Source organism: Sphingobium sp. B7D2B (assembly GCF_025961895.1).
GTDB lineage: Bacteria > Pseudomonadota > Alphaproteobacteria > Sphingomonadales > Sphingomonadaceae > Sphingobium.
In genome coordinates this window covers 1,490,680-1,515,471 of sequence record NZ_JAOQOM010000001.1, presented here as the reverse complement: position 1 = coordinate 1,515,471, position 24,792 = coordinate 1,490,680, and the positions used below count along the sequence as shown (strand labels likewise).

The window sequence follows — 24,792 nt, the reverse complement described above, 5'->3', positions numbered from 1 at the left end:
GCGCGGCGCATGAGGAATGGAAGAGGACGTCCAATGGCCACGCGTTTGCTGCAACATCAGGCACCTTCCGGCGCGCGATCCGTGATCCTCGCCGTGGATGATGAGGCCTGGCTGCTGCAGGGCAGCAGCAGCATCCGGGCACTTGCTCAGGACGCTCTCGCGCGGCGTCAGTCCCTGCTGGAGACCGTGCAGCATTATGCCAAAGGTGCCTCTGTGGATCTCGCCGCCGCCTTCTCGGCCGGCGAATTGCTCGCGCCGATCGATCATGAAGACCCGGCCCATCTGCTGATGACCGGCACCGGTCTTACCCATCTCGGCTCCGCGGAAGGGCGGGACAAGATGCACAAGCAGGCGCTGCAGGCCGAAACGCTGACAGACTCGATGCGCATCTTCCTGGAAGGGCTGGAAGGCGGCAAGCCAGCGCCCGGTCAGATCGGCCAGCAGCCGGAATGGTTCTATAAGGGCGATGGCTCCCAGCTCCTCGGCCCGCACCAGCCCCTGGACATGCCAGCCTTCGCGCAGGATGGCGGCGAAGAACCGGAACTGGCCGGCATCTACATCATCGATGCAGACGGAAAGCCGTGGCGGCTCGGCTTCGCGCTTGCCAACGAGTTCAGCGATCATGTGACCGAGCGGCACAATTATCTCTGGCTCGCCCACTCCAAGCTCCGCAAGGCCGCGCTCGGGCCGGAATTGCTGCTCGGCCCTTCCCCAGCCCATATCGAGGGAACCAGCCGCATTCGCCGGGGGAATGAGGTGATCTGGGAGAAGCCTTTCCTCTCGGGCGAGGCGAACATGTCCCACAGCATCGCCAATCTCGAGCATCATCACTTCAAATATGCGCTGTTCCGCCGGCCGGGTGACCTGCACGTGCATTTCTTCGGCACGGCCACTTTGTCCTTCAGCGATGGCGTGAGCGCGCAGGAAGGTGACGTGTTCGAGATCAGCGCGGCTCCCTTCACGCTGCCGGTCTCCAACCCGCTTACGCGCATGGCAGAAACCCGCATCAGCCCGGGCGTGCTGTAATGAGCGCCAGCCCCATCCGCATCGCGCTGCAAGGCGTGGGCAAGATCGCGCGCGACCAGCATTTTCCCGCCATTGCCGCCAATCCCGATTTCGCCCTGACCGCAACCGTCAGCCGCCATCCCGCCGGCCTGGACGATATCCCCCATTTCAGCGATCTTGAGGCGCTGATCGCCCATGGCCCGGCGGTGGATGCAGTCGCGCTCTGCACACCGCCGCAGGTACGCTATGCGCTCGCCGCCCGCGCCATCGAGGCGGGTCTGCATGTGTTCCTCGAGAAGCCGCCCGGCGCCACCCTGTCGGAAGTCATTGCGCTGCAAGGTCTGGCGGAGGCGGCAGGCGTCACCCTCTTCGCCTCCTGGCATTCGCGCTATGCCGCCGGCGTGGAGCCGGCGCGCCAGTGGCTGGCCGAGCGGCGGATCGAGCATGTGTCGATCATCTGGCGCGAGGATGTGCGCGTGTGGCATCCGGGGCAGGACTGGATCTGGCAACCCGGTGGCCTTGGGGTGTTCGATCCCGGCATCAATGCCCTCTCGATCCTCACGCAGATCCTGCCCAACCCGGTGTTCCTCAAGGATGCCACGCTGCAATTTCCCGAGAACCGGGCGGCGCCGATCGCCGCCGATCTGCGCTTGTCCGACACGCTCGGCACGCCGATCCACATGGATCTCGACTGGCGCCAGACCGGGCCGCAGAGCTGGGACATCATCATAGAGACCGACGCCGGGACTGTGCATCTGGCGAAGGGCGGCGCTGTGCTCTCCCTGCCCAAGGGCACGGTCGAGAGCCCCGATGTCGAATATCCCGGCCTCTATGCTCGATTCGCCGAACTGGTGCGCGATGGGCGCAGCGATGTTGACGCCGCGCCGCTCTGCATTGTCGCCGACAGTTTCCTGCGCGGCCAACGCGTGCAGGTGGAAGCCTTCGAGGATTGAGCCGGAAAATCTGACTGTAAGGGGTTGCCGAATCCTGATCGGCCAATCATGATAACGCTACCAACAAAGAGTGGGGAGAGGACGATGAGCGTGTGCGGCGCGAGGCGGGGCTTGGGATATGCCCGACCTGTTCTGGCGCTCGGCTGTCTGCTTACGGCCAGCGGCGCATTGGCCGCCCCTCAGCTTTCCCCGGTCTGGACGGATCAGGCCGTCATCCAGCGCGACGAGCCTATCGTCATCGTGGGAACCGCCGCCCGAGGCGAGACAATCCGCGCCACTCTCGGCAGTGAACAGGCCGCAGCCACGGCGGATGCCAATGGCGCCTTCACCCTACACTTCCCTCCACGCCCGGCCAGCGAAACACCGCTGACGCTTCAGCTCTCGGGCGCAGATGGCAGCGCCGTGACAGTGCGCGATCTGCTGGTCGGCGATGTGTGGCTGTGCTCGGGCCAGTCCAACATGGAGTTCCCGGTCGCGCGAGCATTGAACGGCCCGATGGTCGTCATGCAGTCGGGCGACCCCGGCCTGCGCCTGCTGCAAATTCCCAAGGCGACCGCCAGCCTGCCCGCAACGCGCTTCGGCAGCCCGACGGCATGGACAGCCGCAGCGCCGCAATCGACGCCGGAATTCTCCGCTGCCTGCTACTTCATGGGCAAGGCGTTGCGGGCGCAGCAACAGATCCCCATCGGCCTCATCCATGCGAGCTGGGGCGGCTCGCGGCTGCGGCCCTGGCTCACACCGGATGCCGCCGAAGCCCTGGACGGCAAGGCCGATCTCGCGATGCTGCGCCAACATGCCACCGATCCGCTCGGCGCCGTCACCGCCTTCGCCCCGCAATGGGAGCGCTGGTATCGGGACGAAGCCGAGAAGAGCGAGCCCTGGCGCAAGCCGGATATCCTCAGCTGGCAGGATGTGCCCGCCATCGGCGTGTGGAACGACTGGACAGGCACGCGGCTCGCGAAGGATGCCACCGGCACCGTCTGGCTGCGCCGCACCGTGCGGCTGACCGGCGCACAGGCCAGGGCCGGCGCGACGCTGGAACTGGGCATCATCGACGACATGGACATGACCTTCGTCAATGGCCGCGCGGTGGGCAATACGTTCAGCTGGGACGAGGCGCGCCGCTACGCCGTCCCCCCTGCGTTTCTCCACGCGGGCGATAATGAGATCATGGTCGCGATCAGCAACAGCTGGGACAAGGGCGGTTTCACCACCGGTCCGGAACGGCTGAAGCTGACGATCGCAGGCGGTGCTGAGGTCCCCCTCGCGCAAGGCTGGCGCTACAGCATCGCCCCCGTCCCCAGCTTCCCGCCGCGCCCGCCATGGGACGGCAATGGCGGCCTGGGCGTCATGCACAATGCCATGGTCGCGCCTTTGGGGCAGATCGCCCTGCGCGGCGCTGCATGGTATCAGGGCGAGAGCGACGTGGACGTGCCCGGCTATGCCCGCCGCCTCACCGCGCTTGCGGCAGGATGGCACCACCAGTTTGGCAAGGACATGCGGATGCTGGTGGTGCAGCTTGCCAATTACGGGCCAGCACAACTGGCGCCGGCAGCGTCCGGTTGGGCGACCGTCCGTGAAGACCAGCGCGCCTTCGTCAACAGCGATGCCAATGCCGCCTTGGTGACCGCCATCGACATCGGCGAGCGCACCGATATCCACCCTGCCAATAAGGCGCTGCTCGGCGCCCGCTTGGCCATGGCCGCGCAGGGAACGCCTTTGCCGATGCCCATGCAAGCCTTGCGCACGCGGGGGCGGATCAGGATCAGCTTCTCAGGGATCGAGGGCAGCCTCGCCGCATGGAGCGCCGCTGCGCCCATCGGCTTCGAGCTATGCGGCGATACGCAGGAGAGCTGCCGCTATGCGCAGGCGCGCATCTCGGGAGCGGACGTGTGGCTCGAGGACGATGGCCGCGCCGCCAGCCGGGTGCGCTATGCGTGGGGCGACAGCCCCGTCGTCAATCTCTTCGATGGCCGCGCGCTGCCCGTTCCCGGCTTTGAACTGCCGATCCGCAGCGAGGCGCAGCCCTGACAAAAGATCATTCGCACTCAAGACATTCAAATAGGGGAGAGAGACTTTGAGATTTCCAACATTGGCCCTGCTGGCCACAGCCATGAGCATCCCGGCTTTCACCGCCGCGACCACGCCCGCCGCCGCGCAGGCTCGCGCCGGCGATCCGGTCGAGGTGCGGATCGACGCCACCAAGCCGGGCGCGACGATCAGCCGCGACATCTTCGGCCAGTTTGCCGAACATCTCGGCACCGGCATCTATGGCGGCGTATGGGTCGGCAAGGACAGCAAGATTCCCAATGTCCGCGGCATCCGCACCGATGTCGTCAACGCCCTGCGCGCCATTCGTACCCCGCTGGTGCGCTGGCCGGGCGGCTGCTTTGCGGACGAATATCATTGGCGCGACGGCGTCGGCCCGGCCAAGAACCGCCGCAGCTCGATCAATTCGAACTGGGGCGGCTCGGTCGAGACCAGCGCATTCGGCACCGACGAGTTCATGGATTTCGTCGGCCAGGTGGGCGCTGAGGTCTATCTCAACGTCAATGTCGGCTCCGGAACGGTGAAGGAAGCGGCAGATTGGGTCGCCTATATGACCGCCGATCCCACCACATCGGCCGGCAAGGAGCGTGCCGACAATGGCCATCGCGAGCCTTACAAGATCAAGTATCTCGGCCTCGGCAATGAGAGCTGGAGCTGTGGCGGCGCGATGCGGCCGGAATTCTATGCCGACCAGATGAAGCTCTATGCGCGCTTCGTGCGCAACTATCACCCCGAACAGGGCGAGGGAAAACCCGATGCCATGCTGCGCGTCGCCGTCGGGCCGGGCGATGACAATACCGCCTACACCGAGGAGGTGATGAAGACCTGGAAGCAGCACGACTGGGCGTGGTCGATCGAGAGCCTTTCGCTCCACCGCTACACGACCGGCGGCTGGCCGCCCTCCTACCCCAGCGACGCCTTCGATGAGGGTGCCTATGCCCGGCTGGTCAAGGAAACGCTTGGGATGGACGGCTTTATCAAGGCCAATGCGGCGGTGATGGACAAATATGATCCCGAGAAGAAGGTCTCGCTCGCCGTCGATGAATGGGGCGTGTGGCTCAAGCCTCTGCCCGGCACCAATCCCGGCTTCCTTCAGCAGCAGAACTCGCTGCGCGACGCCATCATCGCGGCGCTCAACATCAACATCTTCGCCCGCCATGCAGACCGGGTGAAGCTGACCGCCATCGCACAGATGATCAACGTGCTGCAGGCGATGATCCTCACCGATGAAGAGAAGATGGTGCTCACGCCCACCTATCACGTCTTCAAAATGTATGTGCCTTTCCAGGATGCGACCTTCATTCCGGTCAATTTCCAGGCCGGAACGTACCAGCATGGAGACATCACCATGCCGCGCATCGATGCCGTGGCAGCGAAGGACAGGCAGGGCAAATTGTGGCTGGCGCTGACCAATGTCGACACCCAGCGCGCCGCGCCGGTGACGGTGAACGTCGCGGGGCTGAACGTGCGCTCGGCGCGCGGCGAGGTGCTGACCGCGCCAAAGGTGGACAGCATCAACAGCTTCGCCGCCCCCAATACCGTCAGCCCCAAGTCGATTGCGGGCAGCGTGCGCGGTGGCAAGCTGACGATCGACATGCCAGCCAAGTCCGTCGCGGTGATCGCGCTGGAACCCTGATGGAAAAGCCGCGCGGGCGCGCATGATCGCGCCCGCGCCAGCCCTCCTGTTGCCACAAGGCCCCAAGTCCCGCTAATTGAGCCTCCAGCAACGTCCAGACGATCTGGCGGCAACAGGGGCATGACTATCAGCACGCAGGACAACAGCACGGCCGGGAACGGAGGTTTAGGCGAGACCCCGACCGGGCTCCCCCGCTCGGCCAAGGGATCGGGCCGGCGGCTCCGCGGGGCTGTGGCTCATTATCTCGGCTCGGCCATCGTCTCCGGACGGATCGCGCCGGGCGAGCGGCTGACGGGCGAGATTGAGAATGCCGAGGCGCTGGACGTTTCTCGCAGTGCCTATCGCGAGGCCATTCAGGTGCTGACCGCCAAAGGGCTGGTGGAAAGCCGCCCCAAGGCCGGCACGCGCGTATTGCCGCGCAGTCACTGGAACCTGCTCGATCCGATGGTGCTGGCCTGGGCCTTCGGCGGCGAGCCGGATGTGAATTATGTGCGCGACCTGTTCGAGCTGCGGGCAATCGTCGAGCCGGAGGCCGCGCGCCTCGCCGCCAAGCGGCGGGATCGCAATGATGTTGCCGCGATGAAGGATGCGCTGACCCGAATGCGCCGCTTCACGCTGGCGACCGAGCAAGGGCGGGAAGCGGACCGGGATTTCCACAGCGCCTTGCTTGCCTGCACCGGCAACGCCGTGTTGATGACGCTCAGCGCCAGTATCGGTGCGGCGGTCAACTGGACGACGCAGTTCAAGCAGCGGTCCGTCGGCCTTCCGCGCGACCCGGTGCCCGATCATATGCGCGTGTACGATGCGATTGCCGCCGGGGACGCAGATGCGGCGGCGGAGGCCATGCAGGTTCTCGTGCAGCTCGCCCTCGATGATACACGGGCGGCGATGCAGCGTCCGGCGGAGGGCGAGCCAAGCGACCTCACCTAACGCTTCCGAACGCAGATCGGCCCCGCCACCGCCGGCTCGCCTGAGCCAGAAATGGACGGGGCCGGAGCGATCCTGACTTAGGCGCCGTCGACCGCCTTGCTGACCAGCACATGGACTTCCACGCGACGGTTCTGGGCTTTGCCTTCCGGCGTGGCGTTATCAGCGACCGGATCGGAAAGCGACATGCCGGCCGGGGCGAGCATGCGGTATGGCTTCCACTTGCAGGTCTGCTGCAGATAATTGAGCACGCTCGCCGCACGCTTCTCGCTCAGCGTCTGGTTGAATTCCGGGTCGCCGGTCGAGTCCGTATAGCCGACCACGAGCAGCAGGGCATTCTCGGTGGCCTCAGCCTGCGCCGCAGTGGCGCAGAGGTTCTGCTTGGCCATCGGCGAGAGCACCGCCTTGCCGGTGTCGAAGTTCACGTTGGTCGTGCTCTTGATGTTGTACTTGTCGATATCACCCATGCGGGCGCGCAGGGCGTCCGTCGCGGCCGTCTGCTCCTCAAAGCGCTGCGAGGTGCCATTGCGGATCATTTCCGCCGTGCGCAGATCGCGGTTCTTGAGGTCGATCTTGCTGGCGACGAGACCGCCGCCGCCCTGCAGCGTGTCGACCTTGACCGGCAGGCCGTTCAGGAGCTGATCGGCACCCAGCTGATCGCGGTTGAGGCCGAGGAAGCCGCCGCTGGCGGTAATGCGGGTCGAACTGTTAACGGTAACCGTATTGCGCGTGCCATCGGTCGAGGTGATCTGCAGCTGGTCGCCATTGCGCGCGGAGATAATCCCCTCGATCTCCGGGCCCGCCGTCATCTGCGCGGAATCGGTGTAAACCGTCGTCGAGACATCCGCCTCAGGCGCGGTTTCCGTCTGCGCGAGCACGCTGCCGGACGCCACGCCCGTCATCAAGGCCAGCGTCATAAGAAGCTTGGAACTGGTGGAAAGGGTATTCATTGCGTTTCTCCTACTCGTCGATCGGCCGGGGTCTGCAGGATCGCAGCATCATCCGACCGCCGCTCGCGAGGTGCGTATTCGACTGTCAGAAACCCCTCCGTCATGAACTCTCCGAACCTTTCAATGCGGCGCAGGAAGCACCACGAGTTCCTGCGTGTTCAGGGGAACCTTGCGCATAGATGAACGGTTCCCCTCCCCCCACGTTAACCACCGGTAACCAGAGTGGATCATGCGGCAGGACGACTTTGCGCCGACTCAACTCGGCGATGCAGGCGCACAGAAATGCGATGACCGACGAACGTGCAACAGGGTCCGCCTCGCTCGGCGAGGACAGCGAAGGCATGCCTCATGGCAGCGTGTCGGCGCCTATTCCATCAGCGCCGCATCACCCCAGGTCACCGGGTCGGGAAAGCGCTCAGCCTGCGCCGTCCGGGCGACCAGCTCAATGATGCGGACCCCGTCAACGGGGACATCGAACGACTGCGCCGCTTCTCCCGCTTGGGCCGGCCTGGAGCGCGCGAGCAGCTTGCCATCGCCGTAGACCAAGAATGTCACCGGCTGCTGGCGGGAGCGCGCGGAGTCATCCACTCCCACGGAGGCGACGAAGCGCCGGAACCCTTCATTGCGCACCTCCACCCGCGAATTGGCGAGAATGCCAAGACCGGTCTCGAAGTGCGTGCCTGCAATGGACAGGGCCTGCCCGAACGGCGTCTGGTCCAACCGTGCCCCGCCCCAGCCGCCATATTGCGTGCGCTCGCCTCCACCCTTGGTCCCCCGCCAGGGGAGGAGTCCGCGATGCACCTGCGGGTCCGCCTCCGGCACGACCACGCCATCCTCCGCAGGATTGACCCGTGACGGCTGCTCGGAAAGATAAAGCCCGCCAGCGAGCCGCCGCGCGCCCTTTGCGCGAAAGATCAGTGTCTCATAGGGCGCGAGGTCGAGGGCTTGCTCGCCCGTGAACTGGCGGTCTGCGCCCTGCCAGAGATCGGTCAGCCTGACCGGCGCACTGGTCGCAAACTTCAGATGATCCGCCGTCAGCACCGCCTTGGCGAGCGCTGCCGTGCGGTTGAAAACCGCGACCGCCTTGTCGCCATCGGCAAGCGTCTTCACGAAAATCTGCACATCCTGCGAATCGAAGGCGAGCACCGCCTGATTGCCGGCCGGGTCCTGATTGAGCGCGACAATCCGCTCATTGCCGAGGATCGCCAGCATCTGCGGCGAGGCCTTGCGCAGATCATAGCCGATGATCAGCGGCGCATTGACCATGGCCCACAGCGCCATGTGCGAGCGCGCACGGACGGGGTTGGTCATGTCGAAATCCCCGGTGCCGACGAACAGCATGTCGGGGTCGTTCCAGGAGCCGGGGTGAGCATAAAGCGGGCGATGCGCGACGCTGTCGAGATTGTGCAGCATCCGGGTCCAGGTGGGAAAGATATCCTCGCTGGTGCGCGACATGTTGCCGACCGTCCGGGACCATGCCCGCGAGTCCGCCGATCCCCACAGGCACAGCGAATAGACATAATCCTGGTCGGGATTATGCCGCTCCAGCGCCTGCCGCACGTCGTCATACAGCGCCTTGACGGCCGGAATGTCGGTACGCCCGAGCGACTCCACGTCGATCAGCGGATCGAGGCCGCGATACTGCCCTGCCTTCACGCGCGGGTCGCTGGGTGGCAGCCCGCGAATGCCGCAGGCGTCGACCTTGATGAGGTCGAAGCCCCATTCCTTGAAGTAGAGCGCGATGTCTTGATCGACATGGCCGTAAAGGCCCACCTCGCGCTCCAGCACCGTGCCTTCGGGCTGGTTGGGGAAGGTCGATGTGAATACCTGTCCGCAGGAATTACGGCCGATATCGGAATAAATGCCGGCCTTGAGGCCCATGGCGTGCAGCTTGTCGGTGAGCGGCCGAAAGCTGTTGCCGCCGCCTGCGGTCGCCGCCGAGGGAAAAGTCTCGGTCCTGATGAGCATCCGGCCATCCGGCTGGCGGCGCTTGAGCCACCAGCCATCATCGATGTTGATGTAGCGATAGCCTTTTGCGGCGAGGCCGCTCTCCACGATTACCCGCGCCGAGGCCATCAGCTTGGCTTCGTCGATATCGCTGGTGAAGGCGTTCCAACTGTTCCAGCCCATTGGCGGCAGCGGGGCGTGCCCGCCGCTATAGATGCTCCAGCGCCCCGTTGGCGCCAGCGGATCAACCGTAGCGCTGCGGGCGGCACCCGACGGTGTGGCGGGGGCTGTCTGGGCGACGGCCTGCGTCGCTGCCAGCGCCACCGCTGCCGCACCTACCGCCAGCCACAGACGGGACGCACGCCGGACCATCATCGTGCCGCGCCGGACTTGGCGACCAGATGCGTGCTGAAGAACGGCAGCACATGATCCTGGAAGCGGAACGCGACATGGCTGGTGTGCGTGCCCTCATAGAGGGTGAAGCTGTTGGCGATGCCGTAGGAATCGAGGATCTTGTGCAGCGTCTCGGTGTCGGTCTTGAGACTATCCTGATCACCGACGTCCATCGCGATCGCGGCATAGCCTTTGAGCACGCCGATATATTGGTCGACAAAGGCCAAGGGCGCATTGGCGGCCCATTTCGCCAGAATGGCGTTGCGCTGCGCCTCATCGCCGCCTGGCAGATCGAGATAGAGCGGCGGTTTCTTTGGATTGGGCGACCAGGCCGCGCCGACCGCGAGTTGCGCCCGCAGCGGGAATGGCAGGTTGGCCGAATCAGCGGGAGCTTTGACCGCCGCGATCTGCGCCAACCCGGCTTCATCCAGCGCAAAGGCATCGCGCGCGGACAGGCAGCAAGGGCTCATCAGATAGAGCGCCCCAAACTGATCGGCGTGCTTCATGCCGATCCGCGCCGCGCCATAACCGCCCATGGAATGGCCGACGAGGCCCCGGCTCTGCGGGCTCGCCAGCGTGCGATAGTGACTGTCGATATAGGCGATGAGATCGTGCGAGATGAACCGCTCAAAGTCGCCGGTTGTCGCCGAGCTTGAGTACATCGAGCCATTGTGGATGGTCTTGCTGTCCGGGAAGACCAGGATCATCTCCTGCGCGCCCTTGGCCAGCGCACCCTCGATCACTTGCGGCACATGGATTTCGCCGATCCACTGCTCAGCGCCGATGGAATAGCCGTGCAGAGCGTAGACGACCGGATATCGCTTGGCCCGATTGGCGGCATAACTGGGCGGCAGGACGACGATGACATCGCGATCGGCAGACTCGCCTTCGAGATTCCCTGCGATGGCCGGGGAATGGACCTTGATACGCTCCAGCGTCACCTTCGGCGCACCCGGCACCGGCGCCGGCGCGTTGGTGGCAACCTGCGCCAGAGCCGGCGCGGCAGGCATCGCCAGGCACAGACCTGCCAGCAGGGCCGCGTGAATTGCGCTTGTCTTCATAGTCATCCCATCCTCCTGTTTTGGTGTTTATCAGCGGCAGCCAGTCAGCCACCGCGCAGTTGCTGCATGACGAGCGCCCGGATGCGCGCGTAATTCCCCTGCCGCAGCGGCCCCAACAACCCGCGCTGCGCCTCCGGCAGATGGGCAAGCGGATGCCCGTCGCGCTGAAAGACATAATGGTCGAAATAGGCGCGCCATGCTTCCCGCTCAGCCGCCGGACGCTCGGCGATGGCGATCATCGCCAGCATCATCGCCGTCATCGGCGCATCCGGGCCGGCGGAGAAGGCATCCCACCAGTAATTGACGAGCATGTTGAAGGGTGCGGTCGCCTCCACCTGATGCCACCACAATTTGGGGAGGTAGAGCGCGTCGCCCGGCAGAAGCTCGACCGTCATGGCCCGCGCGCGGGCCTGCGCCATGCGGGGGTAACGGGGATCGCCCTCCGACGCCGAAGCAGCGAGACTGACGGGCGGACCGGACAAGGTGCGATCGATCGGCCCGACGTACAGGTCGCCAATCGCATCGGGCGGAAACAGCGTGAAGCACCGCCGGCCCGCCACCACGCAAGCCAGATTCTCGAACGTGTCGTAATGGCAGCTCACATGGGATGCGTTGCCCAGCCAGATGCGCGGCACCACGCCCTGCGGCATGAATGGCAGGGCATTGTCCGCCTCAAAGCCCGGCACATAGCTGCTGGTCGGCAGAGAGCCCATATACACCGTGCCATCGCCGGAGGTCTCGGCGCGCGCGAGGATCTGCCGCAAGCCCTCACGCAGAGGCACCTCGCGCCGCTCGAAATTGAAGCCCTCCAGGCCATCGTCGTAAAAATAGCGCCCGGCAATGTCCGGCGCGCCGACGAAGATTTCTCCCGGCCGGTCTGTGGCGAAACGGTCCAGATAGTCCGCGAGCGCACCGTCCGCCTGCGCGGCCGCGCGGACGACGGGCCAATCGGCGCACAGACCGCGAACGACCGCAGGCTGGCAGGGCTCGACCAGCAGGCGCCGAAACGCGCCGGCGTCGGTGAGTGCCTCCCGGTCCAGCTCGGCAATGGCAGCGGCCATCGAGCTTCTCCGATCAACCGGCCCGGGTCAGCATCTGGTTGCGACGCTCGGCCAGCACCGGAACCTGCTTGAGCGATGCGGCGACGCAATAGGCCAGTTGAAGATCGCCATTGCGGAACAGCGCCAGCACGCTGGCATCGTCAAGATCGTGCAACCGATCGAGGCTGACCGTGTACAGCCCAGCCAGCTCGATGGTTTCGCCATCGTCGAACCGCAGCGAGATGTCGATCGGCTGAATGATGCCCAGGCGATTGAGCGTGGCGATGAAGCGCTCGGCCTCCTGCTGGCCGGCGACGATCTGCCCAAGCAACCGCTGCATATGCCGCGTGGTCGATGTCGCCCCGCCATCCTCATCGAACAAAGGCTCGCCGGATACTTCGCTCAGGCGCGGGCTGGCCCGGTCGATCGCGATATTCTCGCCGGAGACGAAAAAGGCCTCACGCTGCTCATCGAGCGAGCGGAAAGGCGCCTTGCCGGAATGCGAGTCGACCAGCAGATTTTCGCCTTCCTTGAAGCCGAACAGGGCACCGACATAGAAAGCGCCGGTTTCCGGGTTCTTCGCAAAGAGAATCGGGCAGACCGCAGCAGCAGCCGCAAATTCCGACGGCAGGACCGGCACGAAGTTGCGCGTTTCCGGCGAAATCGCGCCTAAACGCAGGTGCCGATGGGCCTGCGAATCCAGAATTTCGAGTGCTGCTTCCATGCCATCCCTCTCCTCATTTTTCTTGCGATGGCGGGAGCGCGCTTCTTGACGCCATTCTCCGCACCGCAAGTCCAATCGCTGCAATTCACCGCAGGAATCGGACGTTTTCGGTCGATAATCCAGCCCTTTGGTGGGCCATATATACACCGAAAATTTGAGCTTGATAGCGCTACCTTTTCGCACTAACGTTCAAGCATAGAAAAACACGATGTCTGGAGAGGGTGTAAGCGTGACGTGTCACGCCGACAAGGGACCACTTTATCCGCATCATGTGAAAACCGGCGGCAGCAATGCCGTTTCGTGGCGTCTTCTGTCCGGGAAACCGGCCAGCGGAGCCGTTCGATGATTACAAGTGGAGGGGGTTATGAAAGGCATTCAGCCTAACTTCGATTATCTCAATCGTCCTGCAATTCTCAAGGCGGTCCTGCTCGGCGCCCCCAGTGCCCTGGCGCTGATCGTCTCGGCACCGGCGATGGCCCAAAGCAGCGCAGCGCCCCAGAGCGTATCGACTGAAGACATCATCGTCACCGGTTACCGCGCCTCGCTCCAGCAGAATCTCGACATCAAGCGCGAGTCCGCAGGCGTCGTGGAAGCGATCTCGGCCGAGGACATCGGCAAATTCCCCGATCCTAACGTCGCGGCCGCCCTGCAGCGCCTGCCCGGCGTCTCCGTGCAGCGCAACGGTCGCCGTGGCGAGGCGGACGGCGTCACTATCCGCGGCTTTGGCGGCGACTTCATCGACACGCTGGTCGATGGCCGCCACATTTCGACCGCCATCGGCAACCGCGGTGTCGACTTCACCACCATCGGCTCGGACTTCGTCGGCCGGCTGAACGTCTACAAGACGCCCAATGTCGAACTCTCCACCAGCGCCATCGGCGGCTTCATCAATGTGGAGATGCCCAAGCCGTTCGACCGTCCGGGTTTCCAGGTCATCGGCCGCGCCTCCGGCTCGTACCAGTCGCGCAGCAAGGATGTGACGCCGTCTGCCGGCCTGCTGATCTCCAACACCTTCGCGGATGACACCATCGGCATCCTCGGCAACGTCAACTACAAGCGCACGGACACCACCTCCAACCGCGTGTTCGTACCGGGCTGGATCGGCGCCAATTTCGCGCCCTGCCAGGCCGGCCCGAATGTGCCGACCTGCACGCCGACCAGCGATCCGACCAGCGCCGCCTGGGCGACGCCCTCAAATCGCAATTCGGTGCTGAACTGGTTCCCGCAGCAAACGGGGATCGAGCAGATCCATACCAAGGACGAGCGCCTCGATGCGCGAATTGCCCTTCAGTGGCAGCCCTCGGACAATCTGCTCATCACAGTCGACGACAATTTCAGCCGTCAGACCGTGCACAGCAATGCGTTCGGCTATGCCGCCTGGTTCAACGGCAGTGACCTGCGCAACGTGAAGTATGACGAGAACGGCACGGTCGTCGATTTCTCGCAATTCGGTACGCCGATGGACTTCAACGCCAACTACACCCGCACCATTCTCGAAACGAACACCGTCGGTGCGAACGTCAAATGGGATGTTAGCGAAAACCTGAAGCTGGATGTTGACGGCTTCATTTCCCGCAGCACCCGCAATCCGGGTCGGAACGGCTATAATGACAGCATGGACATCGGTTACGGTGGCACCAATGCTGGCGGCACGACCATCCTGGGGGCCAATACCGGCGTCACAATCCTCGGCCCCAGCAAGGACTATCTGCCGCAGATCCACGACATCGGTCCGGCAGGCAATGTCTCGCGCTTTACCGACACGAGCGTGATCGGTTCGCACGTGATCGTGCGCGGCGCGCCCTACAATGCCGACACCGTCAAGCAATTGCGGGCCGTTCTTCGCTGGGATCAGGACAACGTCAAGCTGGCCTTCGGTGGCCAGTATATGGAAGACAAGCTGTACGGCGAGAACACCAGCACGTTCAGCAATGGCGTGTTCGCCAGCCGCTCGGGCTATGGCACGCCTTCCGGACGCCCCGGCGGATCAAGCGGCGGCATCGCGCCACTGCCGGCCAGCGTCTATCAGGGCATCATCAGCACCGCGAACTGGATCCCGGGCTATCAGGGTAATCTCGGGCCTTCGGTCATCGTCTATGACCCGTATCAGGTCTACAAGCTGCTCGAAGCCTCGGGTGGATCAGTGGCGCCCACGCTCGATCCGGCCAGCGTGTATGAAATCCGCGAGAAGACCTATGCCATCTTCTTCCGGGCGACCTTCGACACCGATCTGGGCGGCATGCCGTTCAGCCTGACGGCCGGTCTGCGGCACGAGGGCACGCATCTGACGTCCAACGCAATCGGGCGCCGTCTGCTAGGCCTGTCGATCCCGTCGGGCGATCCGACCCTCATCCAGCCGAACCCGGCCTTGGGGACCAACGGCTTCTCCGATCCCACCACCATCTCGCGCAGCTCCAACTACACCTTCCTCCTGCCCAGCCTGGATGCGAAGCTGGAGGTGATGCCCAACCTGCTGCTGCGCATGAGTGCCTCGCGGACCCTCACTCGTCCGGGCCTCGCCGCGCTGCGTCCCACCGTCACGCTGGGAACGTTGCGCGTGGGCAGCCTCTCGGCCAGTGGCGGTAACCCCGACTTGAAGCCATATCTCTCCGATAACTTCGATGCGGCGGCGGAGTGGTACTATCAGCGCAACTCCTATGTTTCGGCCAACTTCTACCTCAAGCACATCACCAACTTCGTGGTCGGCGGTGTGTCGGTGCAGTCGATTGACGATGCGGTCGATCCCAGCACCGGCCGGATTGCGCGCTTCAACGTGAACAGCCAGGTCAACGGGCCGGAAGCGACCGTGAAGGGCGTGGAAATCGCGGTGCAGCACGTCTTTGGCGAGAGCGGCTTCGGCTTCCAGGCCAATGCCACCTTCCCGTGGAGCAACCGCAATTACGATCCCACCAGCACGGACGGCTCGGCCTTCTCGATCACCGGCCTTGCCAAGTCGGCCAACTTGATCGCCTTCTATGACAAGGACGGTTTCCAGATCCGTGGCGCCCTCAACTGGCGTGACGAATATCTGGTCCGGCTCGGTCAGGATCAGGGCGGTACCTTCGGTGCGGAGCCGGTCTATGTCGATCAGCAACTGCAGATCGATGCCTCGGCCAGCTATGACGTCACGCCTTTCGCGACGGTCTTTGTCGAGGCCAACAACCTCAACAATTCGACCTACAGCACGCACGGGCGGTTCAGCAATCAGACGCTGGATGTCTTCTCCTACGGACGCCGCTTCTCGGCCGGTGTCCGCGTGAAGTACTGATCGGGTTGACTTCTTGCCGGGGGAGCGCACTCCTGCGCTCCCCCGCATCGTTCATGTGAGTGGTCATGGTTCATCCGGTCAAGAATATCGTGATCGTCGGCGGCGGCACCGCCGGGTGGCTGACGGCTGGGATCATCGCGGCGAGACATCGCGGCCGCATCCCGCACAGCTTCACCGTCACGCTCGTGGAATCGCCGAACACGCCGATCATCGGTGTTGGGGAAGGTACCTGGCCCACCTTGCGCTCAACGCTCAAGACCATGGGCGTCTCCGAAACCGACTTCTTCCGCGAATGCGATGCGGCGTTCAAACAGGGCGCGCGCTTCAACCGCTGGACCACCGGCGCGGCCGATGACGGCTATTATCACCCGCTCGTTCTCCCGGAGGGTTTTGCCCGGGTCAATCTCGTCCCCCACTGGCTCGCCAACGGAAAAGGCCAGAGCTTTTGCGACACGGTGTGTCCGCAGGGCGTGATCTGCGACGAGAATCTAGGGCCCAAATCCATCACCACGGCGGAATATGAAGGCGCCGCCAACTACGCCTATCATCTCGATGCCGGAAAGTTCGCGCCCTTCCTGCAGCGCCATTGCTGCGAGACCTTGGGCGTGAGGCATGTGCTGGCCGATGTGCGGCAAGTGCTGCTGGCGGAGGATGGCGACATCCGCGCCATCGACACCGAGCAGGCCGGCGAAATCGAAGGGGATCTGTTCATCGACTGCACAGGCTTTCGCAGCCTGCTGCTGGGCGATGCGCTGGGCGTGCCGTTCAAGGATTGCGGCGACATCCTGTTCTGCGACACCGCGCTGGCCGTGCAACTGCCCTATGAGAGCGAGAGCAGCCCGGTCGCGACGCACACCATCTCCACCGCGCAAAGCGCCGGCTGGATCTGGGACATCGGCCTGCCCTCCCGCCGGGGCATCGGTCATGTCTATTCAAGCCGCCACATTACGCAGGAGGAGGCCGAGCGCGAGTTGCGCGCCTATCTCGGCCCGGCGGGCGCGGACCTGCCGTTGCGGAAGCTCGACATCCGCTCGGGCCATCGCGAAATCTTCTGGAAGCGCAATTGCGTCGCGGTGGGCCTCGCCGCCGGTTTCCTCGAGCCGCTGGAAGCCTCCGCCATCGTGCTGGTGGAACTCTCCGCCAAGATGATCGCCGAGCAGATGCCGGCCTGCCGCGAGGTGATGGACATCATCGCCCGACGCTTCAACGAGACCACCAGCTATCGCTGGGGCCGGATCATCGATTTCCTCAAGCTGCATTATGTGCTGACCAAGCGCACCGACAGCGCCTTCTGGCGGGACAATCTGCTGCCGGAGACCATTCCGGACCGATTGCAGGACCTGCTGCACCTCTGGCGTTACCAGTCGCCCTGGTTCCATGACGAGTTCGACCGCATCGAGGAGGTCTTCCCCGCCGCGAGCTACCAATATGTGCTGTACGGCATGGGCTTCCGCACCGAGGTCGCGCCCGAAGCGCTGACGCCCGAGGCCGCCGTCGCCATGCAGGCGATCCGTGAGAACAGCCGCCAGACCGACCGGCTGCGCACCAGCCTCCCGCGCCATCGCGAACTGCTGCGCAAGATTCGCGACTACGGCCTCCAGCCCGTCTGAGCTTTGGGGGCATGAGACAGGCTTCCGGCATTCGACCCCACGTCCCACGCTTATTGGGTAGCGCCTTTCTTCCACCACTTCGCGTCCTGATCGCATTGACCTGCGGATGGCCGTGCGTCGTCGCCGCGCAATTGCCGCCTGCGCCCGTCATCCCCGCAATGCCTGCGCGAGGCGCACCCAATTCGGAAGATGCCTTCGCCAATGTGCAGATATCCCCCCGACCGGAGGCCGAGCCGGTGGTGCTCTATGTCGCGCCGCTCGGAAACGAGATCGGCGATGGTAGCGCCGCGCGTCCGTTCGGCACGCTGGTGCAGGCGCAGGCGGCGGTGCGGCGGCTGAACCGCGACAGGCCGGTTACCGTCCAGCTCGCCGACGGCGTCTATTCCCTCGACGCGCCTTTGCACTTTGGCGCGGAGGATGGCGGTCATGCCGGCCATATCGTCCGCTGGGAAGCCGCGCCGGGCGCGCAGCCGACGCTCTCCGGCGGGTCGATCGTGCAGGGTTGGACGCTCGCCGACCGCGACCGCAACATCTGGACGGCGTCGATCGGCAAGGGCAGCGATCCGCGCCAATTATGGGTCGATGGCCGCCTCGCCCATCGCGCCGCTGTCGAGGCGCCTCGGAGCGCCTTCGCCTTTTTCGATTGGGGCATTCAGATCGTCGATTCGGCGTGGCGCTTCCTTGCGACCCTGCCCGACCAGAGCCGCATGGAGGTGGAGAACACCGGCTTTTTCACCGATCGACGGGCCGTCATCGACCGGATCGAGGGCGATCGCATCCTGCTCAAGCAGCCGGGCTGGCGGAACAATCTGATCGGCTACGATACCTTCGCCAAGCCGGTCTCCGGGACCAAGGCCCGCTTCTTCATCGCCAATGCCCTGGCCTTCATGCGCGCAGCCGGGGACTGGTACGCCGATCCGGCGAAAGGCGTGCTCTACTACAAGCCGCAGGATGGCCAGTCGCCCGAGGCCCATGAGATCGTCGTGCCGCGACGGGAGGCGCTCATCACGATCGCCGGGAGCGCGGAGGCGCCGGTGTCCGACATTCTCTTCGAGGGACTGGCCTTCCGCCACACAAGCTGGCGCGGGCCCAGCAGCGCCGAGGGCTATGCCAGCCAGCAGAGCGGGAGCTATCTCGCAGGCGACATCGCCAATTATCCCGCCGATCCAATTCGCGATTGCAGCTGGGGCTGTGCCGCGTTCGAGGCGCAACGCAACCACTGGCGCCAGCAGCCCGCCGCCGTGCAGATTTCCGCCGCGCGCCGGATCACGTTCCGCAATGTCACCTTCGCGCAACTGGGGCAGATCGCTCTTGGCATCGGCAATAATCCGGAGGCGAATGTGCGCGGCCCGGGGCTTGCCGCGCAGTCGATCGAGGTCAGCGGCTCGCGCTTCGGCCCGCTGGCCGGCGGCGCGATCATGGTTGGGGGAACGACCGTCGATGCCCACCATCCCTCAACGCCGGACATGGCCGTCCGCGACATACTGATCCGCAACAATCACATCGAGACGGTATCGCAGGATTATCGCGAGCAGGCAGCCATTCTGGTTACCTACGCCTCGGCCACGCTCATCCTGCACAATGATGTTTCCGATGCGCCTTATGATGGCATCGATGTCGGTTGGGGCTGGGGGACGAATGATCCCGGCGGCAACACCGCCTATATGACTCGGGCGCGCGGCTATTATGATCAGCCCGGCAATCGCATCTATGAGACGCCGACGATCCTGCGCGACACGGTGATCTTCGGCAACCGCATTCACGGCGTGAAACGCTGGTTTCCGGACGGTGGCGCGATCTACCATCTCTCCGCCGATCCGGGCGCGCTGATTGCGGAAAACCACATCTACGATGTCCCCGGCGGCATCGGCGTCTATCTGGATGAAGGCTCGCGCTACGTCACCGTCCGCCACAATGTCATCGACGGCGTGGGTCTGTGGGTGAACCTCAATGCGCAGGACGATGCCCGGCCACGTCGAACCAATCTGGATAATATTGCGACCGGCAACTGGTTCAACAGCGGCAAGGCCAATGGCAATTGGTCAGCCTATCTGAACAACCACCTCGCCGATAACATCGCCGTCAACGGGCAGGCCTGGCCGCCCGAGGCGCGCGCCGTCATCTCACGCGCCGGGGTGCAGATGGACGGCACCCCGCCATGACCACCCTTCCCCATCCTTTCGCCGATTCAGACGCTGGAGACAGACCATGACCCCCGCCCCCTCCCTACGCGCTCTCATTCTCGCCGGCGCCGCTATGTTCGCCCTACCATTGGCCGCTCAGACGGGCGATGCCGGCACGGTCATGGCGCAGTCCGAGCGGCAGGCGACGGAGATCGTGGCGAAGCTCACGCCGCAGGAGAAAGCGGACCAGCTTCTCAATGTCGCGCCCGCCATCCCGCGCCTTGGTATTCCCGGCTACAACTGGTGGACGGAGTCGCTGCATGGCGCGATGGGCACATTGCCGACCACCAATTTCCCCGAACCGATCGGCCTTGCCGCCACCTTCGATGCGCCGCTGGTCCATGAAGTCGCCAACATCATCAGCGTCGAGATGCGGGGGCTGCATACGCTGGCGCGGCAGACCGGACGCCTGGGGCGCATCGGCACGGGGCTGGACACATGGTCGCCCAACATCAACATCTTCCGCGATCCGCGATGGGGGCGCGGGCAGGAAACCTATGGCGAGGATCCCTTCCTCACGGCCGAGATCGGCAAGGCGTTCATCACCGGCATGCAGGGGCCGGACCCGGCGCGGCCTAACATCATCGCCACACCCAAGCATTATGCCGTGCACAGCGGCCCGGAATCGACGCGCCATCATGCCAATGTCTATGTCTCTCGCCATGATATGGAGGACACCTATCTGCCCGCGTTCCGTGCCGCCATCGTGGAGGCCAAAGCGGGATCGATCATGTGCGCCTATAACCGCGTGAACGGGCAGCCGGCGTGCGCCAGTGACGAGTTGCTCAAGACACACCTGCGCGATGCCTGGGGCTTCAAGGGCTATGTCGTCTCCGATTGCGATGCGGTGACCGATATCAACCGCAACCACCATTACGCGCCGGATGCCGCCACGGCGGTCGCCGCCGCGATGCGCGCCGGGGTCGATAGCGAGTGCAATGGCGCGACGCTGAGCGACACCGCCGGGCTGGGCCAGCCCTATCTCGATGCGCTGAACCGCAATCTCATCACCCAGAGCGATGTCGATACCGCGCTCGTGCGGCTGTTCTCCGCCCGCCTGCGCAATGGTGACCTGCCTGGTCTTGCGCCGCGGCCGGCCATCGCACCATCCGTCATCGGCGCGCCGGACCACAATGCGCTGGCGTTGAAGGCCGCCGAAAAGAGCCTGGTGTTGCTCAAAAATGATGGCGCGCTGCCGCTCAAGCCCGATGCCCGCATCGCCGTCATCGGCCCGCTGGCGGACGCCACCCGCGTGCTGCGCGGCAATTATTCCTCCACCCTCTCCGGCCCGCCGATATCCGTGCTGGAGGGGCTGCGCCAGGCGATGCCCGGCGCGACGATCCACCATGCCCCCTTCGCCGAGACCTTTACCGACGGCGACCGCGTGCCGACGACGGCGCTCGTCGCGCCGGATGGCAAGCCCGGGCTGCTGGCGCGCTATTATAATCCCACGCAGACGCCGCCGGCCCGCTTCGCGCCGGGCACGTTCGACAGCGCGACCAAGGCGATGACCTTCCAGACCAAGCCGGTCGTGACCCGCAGGGAGGCCGATGTGGCCGGGCGCAGCCTCGATCTCGCGAACGTCTCCGACCATCACCGCGTGGTCTGGACCGGCTTCCTCGTCCCACCGGAGAGCGGCACCTACCGGCTTGGCCTGTCCGGCTCCAACGGCGAGATGCTGCTCGAGGGCAAGCCGTTCGTGGACCTCAAAAACTCGCGCTGGAACAGCCTGCCGACGATGAAGACGCTGACGCTGGAGAAGGGCAAGCGCTACCCGATCGAGATCACCATGACCTCGCACATCAACACGGGCATCGACCTGATGTGGAAGCGCGTCTCCCCCGATGCCGATGCGGCGCTTGCCGCTGCGGCGGCGCAATCGGACGTGGTCGTCGCGGTCGTGGGCCTCACCTCGGATCTCGAAGCCGAGGAAACGCCGGTGAAGGTGCCGGGCTTTGAGGGTGGCGACAAGACCACGCTCGATCTGCCGGCCGAGCAGCTTGCCATGCTGGAAAAGGCCCGCGCGCTGGGTAAACCGCTGGTCATCGTGGCGATGAACGGCAGTCCGATCAACCTCGCCTGGGCGAAGGACCATGCGGCGGGCATCGTGGAGGCCTGGTATCCGGGGCAGAATGGCGGCCTCGCGGTCGCCAATGTCCTCTCCGGCAAGACCAATCCCTCAGGGCGCCTGCCCCTCACCTTCTATCGCAGCGTGGATGAGTTGCCGCCGTTCGGCGACTACAGCATGGCCGGGCGCACCTACCGCTACTTCACCGGCACGCCGGTTTACGGCTTCGGCTATGGCCTGAGCTACACGCAATTCGCCTATGAGCCGCTGCAGGTGCAGGCCTCGGGCGATGCTGCGCAAGGCGTGCGGGTCTCGACCACCCTGCGCAATAGCGGGCAGCGAGCGGGCGAAGAGGTGGCGCAGCTCTATCTCGATTTCCCGGATCTGCCCGGCACCCCGCGTATCGCCTTGCGTGGCTTTCAGCGCGTGGAGCTGAAGCCGGGCGAATCCCGCCAAATCAGCTTCGATCTCTCGCCGCGCGATATGAGCGCGGTGTCGCTGGAGGGCGTGCGGCAGGTCTTCCCCGGTGCGTATCGCGTGTCGGTCGGCTCGGCTCAGCCCGATAGCGGCCTGCCGGTGCAGAGCGCGGACTTCGCCATCGCCACCGGCGTCACCCTGCCGAAATAGGCGGGAGGCCCAGCCAGCCGCTCACGTCGACCTGCTGTGGGCGGCCAGCCTTCAGCCGCACGATCAGGCGCTGGCTGGCGAAGCGAATGGTCCGCTCCGCATCGATCGCGCTGGTGAGCGTGAGCGTGCGCGGCCGGGACTGCGCCCAGCTGAGATCGACGCTGCAGGCCCCCCGCGCCCGCAGCCCGCGCACAGCGCCGGTCGGCCAGGCCGAGGGCAGAGCCGGCAGGAGATGGATCTCATCACCCCGGCTGCGCATGAGCATATGCGCGATGCCAGCGGTGCCGCCGAAATTCCCGTCGATCTGGAAAGGCGGATGGGCATCGAATAAATTGGGATAGGTCCGCTCCGGCCCGAGCAAAAAGCGCAGGATGCGGTGGGCGCGATCGCCCTCGCCAAGCCGCGCCCACAGGTTGATCCGCCAGGCCGTCGCCCAGCCCGTTCCGAGATCCCCGCGCAATTCCAGCGAGCGGCGCGCCGCCGCCGCGAGCGCTGGCGTGTCGTCCAGATCGATCTGCTGGCTCGGGAACAGCCCGTAGAGATGCGAGACGTGGCGATGGTCCGGCTCGGGCGCCTGCGCATCCCAATCCTGCTGCCATTCCTGCAACTGCCCTTGCGCGCCGATGCGATCCGGCGCGAGGCGGCGGCGCAAGGCGCGAAGCTCCGCCGCGAACGCGCTGTCGATGCCGAGCAAATCGGCGGCCTGCGCCGTTTGATCGAACAGGTCGCGCAAAATCTGCTGGTCCATCGCCGGCCCGGCGCAGATCGCGATGTCGCCATGATGAGCGTTTTCGGGAGAGAGCGACGGGCTGGTAACGAGGGCGCCGGTCTCGGGATCGACCTGCAGCGTATCGACAAAGAACAGCGCCGCCCCGCGCATGAGCGGATACACATCGCGCAGGAAGGTCTTGTCGCGCCCATAATCCCAGCGATCCCACAAATGGGTGCACAGCCACGCCCCGCCGGTCGGCCATATCCCCCACCGCGCGCCATCCACCGGCGCGGTGGCGCGCCAGATATCGCTGTTATGATGCGCCACCCAGCCGCGCGCGCCATACATCTCCCGCGCGGTACGGGCGCCGCTTTCCGCCAGCTCCCGCACCATCCGGACCAGCGGCTCGGTGCATTCGGGCAAGGCCGTGATCTTGGCCGGCCAGTAATTCATCTGCGTGTTGATGTTGATCGTGTATTTCGATCCCCAAGGCGGATCGACGCTCTCATTCCAGATGCCCTGCAGGTTCGCGGCCTGGGAGCCGGGGCGCGACGAGGCAATCAGCAGATAGCGTCCATAATTGAAATAGAGCGCAGCAAGGCCGGGGTCGTCGCGGCTTTGCGCGGCGATCACGCGCTCATCGGTGGGCAGCGCGGCGGCGCTGTCATCGCCAAGGTCGATCTCGACGCGGCGGTACAGGGCGCGATGGGCGGCGACCGCTTCACCATGGAGTTGCTCGGAACTGCGCGCCATCGCATCGACGATCCAGCCGCGCACAAGCGCATCCGGATCGCCGGAGACATCGTCGAAACGGCGGAAGCTCGTCGCCATCGCGACCAGCACCGTCACCGCGCGCGCGCCGCGCAGCGCCAGATGATCGCCCTGCGCGGTGAGCGAGCCGCCGTCCGAGATCACGCGCACCAGCCCTGCCAGCTTCAGCGCACCGTCGACGCCATGCGCGCCACGATTGCGCCCCCGGATGAGCAGCAGCCCGCCGCGAGCCTCCACCTGCGCCTCCTGCGCCGGCGTGAAGCCGATATCGAGATCGAGCGATGCCGGGCCATCCACCTCGTGGCGCAGCACGATCACCTGTCGCACGGGCGAGGCAAAGACCGTGCGCTCATGCCGGGTGCCCGCCAGCGTGAACGTCGTCGTTGCCGTGGCGCTGTCGAGGTCGAGCACGCGCCTATAATCCTCAGGGACTGTAGCGGACGCCATGCCCGGCAGGCTGAGCAACAGATCGCCGAAGCTCTGATAGGCCATCTGCTGCACCGGCTGGCCGATCAGCGTGCGGTTCGCGAGGTCGTGCGCCTGCGCGTAATCCTCCTGCGCGATCAGCCTGCGCACCTCCGGCAAGGCGGCACGGGCAGCGGGATTGACCGGATCATAAGGCCCGCCGGACCATAAGGTATCCTCGTTGAGTTGCAGCCGCTCGGTGCCGACGCCGCCGAACACCATCGCGCCGATCCGGCCATTGCCGACCGGCAGGGCCTGCGTCCATTCTGTCGCCGGGCGCCGATAACAAAGCCGGTCGCGCAAGGGTCTGTCGCTCTCGGACGCGGCCACGGCGGCGCCCGGCAAACAGGCATTGGCGGCGAGCAGCAGCGAGCCTTCGAGCACATCGCGGCGCGTGACCATC

15 protein-coding genes are annotated in these 24,792 nt (G+C 65.2%); 9 read left to right on the top strand and 6 right to left on the bottom strand.

The annotated features are described in order from the left end of the window. Positions 1-33 precede the first annotated feature (33 nt). The 5 genes from araD1 (at position 34) to M2341_RS06810 (ending at position 6,573) form a co-directional block, all read left to right on the top strand. Positions 34-1,026, top strand: a complete 993-nt coding sequence (gene araD1, locus M2341_RS06830; protein WP_264584717.1) for an AraD1 family protein — start codon at positions 34-36, stop codon at positions 1,024-1,026. Further along, positions 1,026-1,958 (top strand): Gfo/Idh/MocA family protein, encoded by a 933-nt coding sequence (locus M2341_RS06825; protein ID WP_264584716.1) that lies wholly within the window; start codon positions 1,026-1,028, stop codon positions 1,956-1,958. Before araD1 ends, M2341_RS06825 begins: the two co-directional genes overlap by 1 nt. Before the next feature lie 84 nt (positions 1,959-2,042). After that, positions 2,043-3,989 carry a sialate O-acetylesterase gene (locus M2341_RS06820; protein ID WP_264584715.1) on the top strand — a complete coding sequence of 649 codons (1,947 nt, stop codon included), beginning with the start codon at positions 2,043-2,045 and terminating at the stop codon, positions 3,987-3,989. A gap of 82 nt (positions 3,990-4,071) precedes the next feature. Continuing rightward, the gene (locus tag M2341_RS06815; protein WP_264584714.1) at positions 4,072-5,643 is read left to right on the top strand and encodes an alpha-N-arabinofuranosidase; all 1,572 of its coding nucleotides are present in this window, start codon (positions 4,072-4,074) and stop codon (positions 5,641-5,643) included. 120 nt (positions 5,644-5,763) lie between these two features. Then, positions 5,764-6,573 carry a FadR/GntR family transcriptional regulator gene (locus M2341_RS06810; RefSeq protein ID WP_264584713.1) on the top strand — a complete coding sequence of 270 codons (810 nt, stop codon included), beginning with the start codon at positions 5,764-5,766 and terminating at the stop codon, positions 6,571-6,573. 77 nt (positions 6,574-6,650) lie between these two features. Here the strand turns inward: M2341_RS06810 and M2341_RS06805 are convergent, their stop codons facing one another. From M2341_RS06805 to M2341_RS06785, 5 genes are all read right to left on the bottom strand, one after another. After that, positions 6,651-7,520 carry an OmpA family protein gene (locus M2341_RS06805; RefSeq protein ID WP_264584712.1) on the bottom strand — a complete coding sequence of 290 codons (870 nt, stop codon included), beginning with the start codon at positions 7,518-7,520 and terminating at the stop codon, positions 6,651-6,653. Between the two features lie 366 nt (positions 7,521-7,886). Further along, entirely contained in the window at positions 7,887-9,842 is a 1,956-nt protein-coding gene (locus tag M2341_RS06800; RefSeq protein ID WP_264584711.1) for an NPCBM/NEW2 domain-containing protein, read from the bottom strand. Beyond that, the gene (locus M2341_RS06795) at positions 9,839-10,927 is read right to left on the bottom strand and encodes an alpha/beta hydrolase (protein ID WP_319801042.1); all 1,089 of its coding nucleotides are present in this window, start codon (positions 10,925-10,927) and stop codon (positions 9,839-9,841) included. Before M2341_RS06795 ends, M2341_RS06800 begins: the two co-directional genes overlap by 4 nt. A gap of 38 nt (positions 10,928-10,965) precedes the next feature. Next, a complete protein-coding gene (locus M2341_RS06790; protein WP_264584710.1) occupies positions 10,966-11,982 on the bottom strand; it encodes a cupin-like domain-containing protein in 1,017 nt (338 codons plus the stop codon). 13 nt (positions 11,983-11,995) lie between these two features. Next, the gene (locus tag M2341_RS06785) at positions 11,996-12,685 is read right to left on the bottom strand and encodes a SapC family protein (protein WP_264584709.1); all 690 of its coding nucleotides are present in this window, start codon (positions 12,683-12,685) and stop codon (positions 11,996-11,998) included. Positions 12,686-13,049: 364 nt separating this feature from the next. On the opposite strand from M2341_RS06785, the gene M2341_RS06780 reads away from it, so the two are divergent. The 4 genes from M2341_RS06780 (at position 13,050) to M2341_RS06765 (ending at position 22,441) form a co-directional block, all read left to right on the top strand. Continuing rightward, entirely contained in the window at positions 13,050-15,953 is a 2,904-nt protein-coding gene (locus M2341_RS06780; protein WP_264584708.1) for a TonB-dependent receptor, read from the top strand. A gap of 65 nt (positions 15,954-16,018) precedes the next feature. Beyond that, the gene (locus M2341_RS06775) at positions 16,019-17,563 is read left to right on the top strand and encodes a tryptophan halogenase family protein (RefSeq protein WP_264584707.1); all 1,545 of its coding nucleotides are present in this window, start codon (positions 16,019-16,021) and stop codon (positions 17,561-17,563) included. 203 nt (positions 17,564-17,766) lie between these two features. Further along, complete coding sequence (locus M2341_RS06770) at positions 17,767-19,725, top strand: right-handed parallel beta-helix repeat-containing protein (protein WP_264584706.1); 1,959 nt, start codon at positions 17,767-17,769, stop codon at positions 19,723-19,725. Between the two features lie 46 nt (positions 19,726-19,771). After that, positions 19,772-22,441, top strand: a complete 2,670-nt coding sequence (locus tag M2341_RS06765; RefSeq protein WP_264584705.1) for a glycoside hydrolase family 3 C-terminal domain-containing protein — start codon at positions 19,772-19,774, stop codon at positions 22,439-22,441. Here M2341_RS06765 and M2341_RS06760 read toward each other — a convergent pair. Beyond that, the gene (locus M2341_RS06760; RefSeq protein ID WP_264584704.1) at positions 22,425-24,791 is read right to left on the bottom strand and encodes a glycoside hydrolase family 95 protein; all 2,367 of its coding nucleotides are present in this window, start codon (positions 24,789-24,791) and stop codon (positions 22,425-22,427) included. The genes M2341_RS06765 and M2341_RS06760 overlap by 17 nt on opposite strands. Position 24,792: the final 1 nt, after the last annotated feature.